Below are 5534 nucleotides of genomic sequence, written 5' to 3'. Positions count from 1 at the left end.
GATGCGTCTGGTCCTTGAGAACTCAATAGCGTGCACATGTCAAATGCCAATTTTTGAACCTCGGCCTGGGCTTTTTGTCTGGGTTGGGATTCCTTTGATTGATTGATAGCGAATGTCAGTTTTGATGTTTGTTTTGTCATGATTGAACTTGTGTCCTGTTGCCGTTTTGGTGGTGGGGCGCGTTGATGTTTGCTGGCTGTTTTTTTGGTCAGTGTTTATGCATTTACGGAGAGTTTGATCCTGGCTCAGGACGAACGCTGGCGGCGTGCTTAACACATGCAAGTCGAACGATGATGCTGGAGCTTGCTCTGGTGGATTAGTGGCGAACGGGTGAGTAACACGTGAGTAACCTGCCCCTGACTCTGGGATAAGCGCTGGAAACGGTGTCTAATACTGGATATGACTCATGGCCGCATGGTCTGTGGGTGGAAAGGGTTTTACTGGTTGGGGATGGACTCGCGGCCTATCAGCTTGTTGGTGAGGTAATGGCTTACCAAGGCGACGACGGGTAGCCGGCCTGAGAGGGTGACCGGCCACACTGGGACTGAGACACGGCCCAGACTCCTACGGGAGGCAGCAGTGGGGAATATTGCACAATGGGCGAAAGCCTGATGCAGCAACGCCGCGTGGGGGATGACGGCCTTCGGGTTGTAAACCTCTTTTGTCGGGGAAGAAGCCTCTTTTGGGGTGACGGTACCTGGAGAAAAAGCACCGGCTAACTACGTGCCAGCAGCCGCGGTAATACGTAGGGTGCGAGCGTTGTCCGGAATTATTGGGCGTAAAGAGCTCGTAGGCGGTTTGTCGCGTCTGCTGTGAAATCCCGAGGCTCAACCTCGGGCCTGCAGTGGGTACGGGCAGACTAGAGTGCGGTAGGGGAGATTGGAATTCCTGGTGTAGCGGTGGAATGCGCAGATATCAGGAGGAACACCGATGGCGAAGGCAGATCTCTGGGCCGCTACTGACGCTGAGGAGCGAAAGGGTGGGGAGCAAACAGGCTTAGATACCCTGGTAGTCCACCCCGTAAACGTTGGGAACTAGATGTGGGGGCCTTTCCACGGTCTCCGTGTCGCAGCTAACGCATTAAGTTCCCCGCCTGGGGAGTACGGCCGCAAGGCTAAAACTCAAAGGAATTGACGGGGGCCCGCACAAGCGGCGGAGCATGCGGATTAATTCGATGCAACGCGAAGAACCTTACCAAGGCTTGACATATACGGGAACGCTGCAGAAATGTAGTTCTCTTTGGACACTCGTATACAGGTGGTGCATGGTTGTCGTCAGCTCGTGTCGTGAGATGTTGGGTTAAGTCCCGCAACGAGCGCAACCCTCGTTCTCTGTTGCCAGCACGTTATGGTGGGAACTCAGGGGATACTGCCGGGGTCAACTCGGAGGAAGGTGGGGATGACGTCAAATCATCATGCCCCTTATGTCTTGGGCTTCACGCATGCTACAATGGCCAGTACAATGGGCGGCGATACCGTGAGGTGGAGCGAATCCCAAAAAGCTGGTCCCAGTTCGGATCGTAGTCTGCAACTCGACTACGTGAAGTCGGAGTCGCTAGTAATCGCAGATCAGCAACGCTGCGGTGAATACGTTCCCGGGCCTTGTACACACCGCCCGTCAAGTCATGAAAGTCGGTAACACCCGAAGCCGGTGGCCTAACCCTTGTGGAGGGAGCTGTCGAAGGTGGGACCGGTAATTAGGACTAAGTCGTAACAAGGTAGCCGTACCGGAAGGTGCGGCTGGATCACCTCCTTTCTAAGGAGCAACTGGCACTTTGTGTCCAGGAGGCTGTATCAGGACCGTTTGTGTTCTGGCAGCTGCTCATGGGTGGAACATTTGATGTGGCTCCGTGGTTGCGGGGCATGGGTTTAGTACGCCGGCTTTTGGGTTGGTTGGAACGGTTTGTGTCTTGTGGGTGCGGGGCGTGCACGTTATTGGGTCCTGAGGGACCAGGCAGGCCCACTCTTTTGGGTGGGTTTGCGGGTTTCTCGGACTGTGGGTGTGCTCCTTTTGTGGGGGTGGCTTGCAGTACCGACCGTACGTTGAGAACTACACAGTGGACGCGAGCATCTTTGGAATGCCTCATTTTTGGGGTGTTCCTTTTTATGGTCAATTTTTCTTTGTTGATTTTTTTGATTCATGCTCATGTTGTTTTCAAGTTTTTAAGAGCAAACGGTGGATGCCTTGGCATCTGGAGCCGAAGAAGGACGTCGTAATCTGCGATAAGCCTCGGGGAGCTGATAAACGAGCTGTGATCCGAGGATTTCCGAATGGGGAAACCCGGCCAGGGCCTTTTGGGGTGCCTGGTCACTCCCGTCTGAATGTATAGGGCGGGGTGAGGGAACGTGGGGAAGTGAAACATCTCAGTACCCACAGGAAGAGAAAACAAAAGTGATTCCGGTAGTAGTGGCGAGCGAACCCGGATGAGGCTAAACCGATTCGTGTGTGATACCTGTCAGGGGTTGCATGGTCGGGGTTGTGGGACTTTTCTCATCATGCTGACATGTGGTGGGCGTTGTGAGTGGTATAGGCGAACGGTTTTGAATGGCCGGTCAGAGAGGGTGCGAACCCCGTAGCTGAAATGCCATGATCGCGTGAAGAGTATCCCAAGTAGCACGGGGCCCGAGAAATCTCGTGTGAATCTGTCAGGACCACCTGATAAGCCTAAATACTCCCAGATGACCGATAGCGGACAAGTACCGTGAGGGAAAGGTGAAAAGTACCCCGGGAGGGGAGTGAAATAGTACCTGAAACCGTTTGCTTACAATCCGTTGGAGCCTCCTTGTTGGGGTGACAGCGTGCCTTTTGAAGAATGAGCCTGCGAGTTAGCGATATGTGGCGAGGTTAACCCGTGTGGGGTAGCCGTAGCGAAAGCGAGTCCGAAGAGGGCGATCCAGTCGCATGTTCTAGACCCGAAGCGAAGTGATCTATCCATGGCCAGGCTGAAGCGTGTGTAAGAGCGCGTGGAGGGCCGAACCCACTTCAGTTGAAAATGGAGGGGATGAGCTGTGGATAGGGGTGAAAGGCCAATCAAACTTCGTGATAGCTGGTTCTCTCCGAAATGCATTTAGGTGCAGCGTTGTGTGTTTCTTCCCGGAGGTAGAGCTACTGGATGGCTAATGGGCCTCAACAGGTTACTGACGTCAGCCAAACTCCGAATGCCGGGAAGTGAGAGCGCAGCAGTGAGACGGTGGGGGATAAGCTTCATCGTCGAGAGGGAAACAACCCAGACCACCATCTAAGGTCCCTAAGCGCGTGCTAAGTGGGAAAGGATGTGGAGTTGCAGAGACAACCAGGAGGTTGGCTTAGAAGCAGCCATCCTTGAAAGAGTGCGTAATAGCTCACTGGTCAAGTGATTCCGCGCCGACAATGTAGCGGGGCTCAAGCACGCCACCGAAGTTGTGGCATTGACATTAGTAACTAAGCCGCACGACTTGTTCGTGTTGGTTCAGGTGTGTTGATGGGTAGGAGAGCGTCGTGTGGCCGGTGAAGCGGCGGTGGAAACCAGCCGTGGAGGCTACACGAGTGAGAATGCAGGCATGAGTAGCGAAAGACGGGTGAGAAACCCGTCCTCCGGAAGACCAAGGGTTCCAGGGCCAGGTTAATCCGCCCTGGGTAAGTCGGGACCTAAGGCGAGGCCGACAGGCGTAGTCGATGGACAACGGGTTGATATTCCCGTACCGGCGAAGAACCGCCCAAGCTAATCCAGTGGTGCTAAGAGTCCTAGCCCGCATTCGGAAGTCCCCTTCGGGGGGTGGATGGTGTGGGTGAACGCTCGACCCCATGCTGGTGCGGTTAGCGTGTTAACAGGTGTGACGCAGGAAGGTAGTCGGTCCTGGGCGATGGTTGTCCCAGGCCAAGGCTGTAGGCCGGGGGATAGGTAAATCCGTTCCCTGTGAAGGCTGAGAGTTGAAGGGGAACCCGTAAAGGGTATGATCCGATGATCCTATGCTGCCGAGAAAAGCATCGACGTGAGGTTCTAGCTGCCCGTACCCCAAACCGACACAGGTGGTCAGGTAGAGAATACTAAGGAGATCGAGAGAATCGTGGTTAAGGAACTCGGCAAAATGCCCCCGTAACTTCGGGAGAAGGGGGGCCGCTCACTTATTAGGACTTGCTCCGAAAGGGTGTGGTGGCCGCAGAGACCAGTGGGAAGCGACTGTTTACTAAAAACACAGGTCCGTGCCAAGTCGCAAGACGATGTATACGGACTGACGCCTGCCCGGTGCTGGAAGGTTAAGAGGAACGGTCAACCCTTCGGGGTGAAGCTGTGAATTTAAGCCCCAGTAAACGGCGGTGGTAACTATAACCATCCTAAGGTAGCGAAATTCCTTGTCGGGTAAGTTCCGACCTGCACGAATGGCGTAACGACTTCCCAGCTGTCTCAACCACGAACTCGGCGAAATTGCATTACGAGTAAAGATGCTCGTTACGCGCAGCAGGACGGAAAGACCCCGTGACCTTTACTACAGCTTGGTATTGGTGTTCGGTGTGGCTTGTGTAGGATAGGTGGGAGACTATGATGCGGGCACGCTAGTGTTCGTGGAGTCGTTGTTGAAATACCACTCTGGTCATTCTGGATATCTAACTTCGAACCGTGATCCGGTTCAGGGACAGTGCCTGGTGGGTAGTTTAACTGGGGCGGTTGCCTCCTAAAGAGTAACGGAGGCGCCCAAAGGTTCCCTCAACCTGGTTGGCAATCAGGTGGCGAGTGTAAGTGCACAAGGGAGCTTGACTGTGAGACTGACAGGTCGAGCAGGGACGAAAGTCGGGACTAGTGATCCGGCAGTGGCTTGTGGAAGCGCTGTCGCTCAACGGATAAAAGGTACCTCGGGGATAACAGGCTGATCTTGCCCAAGAGTCCATATCGACGGCATGGTTTGGCACCTCGATGTCGGCTCGTCGCATCCTGGGGCTGGAGTAGGTCCCAAGGGTTGGGCTGTTCGCCCATTAAAGCGGTACGCGAGCTGGGTTTAGAACGTCGTGAGACAGTTCGGTCCCTATCCGCTGCGCGCGCAGGAAATTTGAGAGGATCTGACCCTAGTACGAGAGGACCGGGTTGGACGAACCTCTGGTATGTCAGTTGTCACGCCAGTGGCATCGCTGATTAGCTACGTTCGGGATGGATAACCGCTGAAAGCATCTAAGCGGGAAGCCGGCCTCAAGATGAGATTTCCATACCCCTTGCGGGTGAGAGGCTCCCAGCTAGACGACTGGGTTGATAGGCCAGATGTGGAAGCACAGCAATGTGTGGAGCTGACTGGTACTAATAAGCCGATAACTTGATAACAACAACACTTGATGTTTCGCGTCCACTTTGTGGTTCCTGACGCACGGTCAGAACCAAACAACACACCACATGTGTGTGTTCATATGCGTCACCGTTTGTTACGGCGGTCATAGCGAGAGGGAAACGCCCGGTCACATTCCGAACCCGGAAGCTAAGGCTCTCAGCGCCGATGGTACTGCAGGGGGGACCCTGTGGGAGAGTAGGACACCGCCGGACTTAACTTACACAACGTGAAGGCCACCCC

The 5534-nt window shown here is 54.6% G+C and carries 3 rRNA genes; all 3 read left to right on the top strand.

Going from position 1 to position 5534, the window contains the following annotated elements:
• The first annotated feature begins 222 nt into the window (after positions 1–222).
• The 3 genes from OK352_RS17655 (at position 223) to rrf (ending at position 5506) form a co-directional block, all read left to right on the top strand.
• A 16S ribosomal RNA gene (locus OK352_RS17655) occupies positions 223–1755 on the top strand.
• A 397-nt stretch (positions 1756–2152) separates the two neighbouring features.
• A 23S ribosomal RNA gene (locus OK352_RS17650) occupies positions 2153–5290 on the top strand.
• Positions 5291–5389: 99 nt separating this feature from the next.
• Positions 5390–5506, top strand: a 5S ribosomal RNA gene (gene rrf / locus OK352_RS17645).
• Together the 16S, 23S and 5S rRNA genes form the textbook arrangement of a ribosomal RNA operon.
• Positions 5507–5534: the final 28 nt, after the last annotated feature.

It is taken from the genome of Microbacterium sp. MPKO10 (assembly GCF_026107415.2).
Lineage (GTDB): Bacteria > Actinomycetota > Actinomycetes > Actinomycetales > Microbacteriaceae > Paramicrobacterium.
The sequence above is the reverse complement of the archived record's forward strand: the minus strand, read 5'-3'. Positions and strand labels throughout refer to the sequence as shown.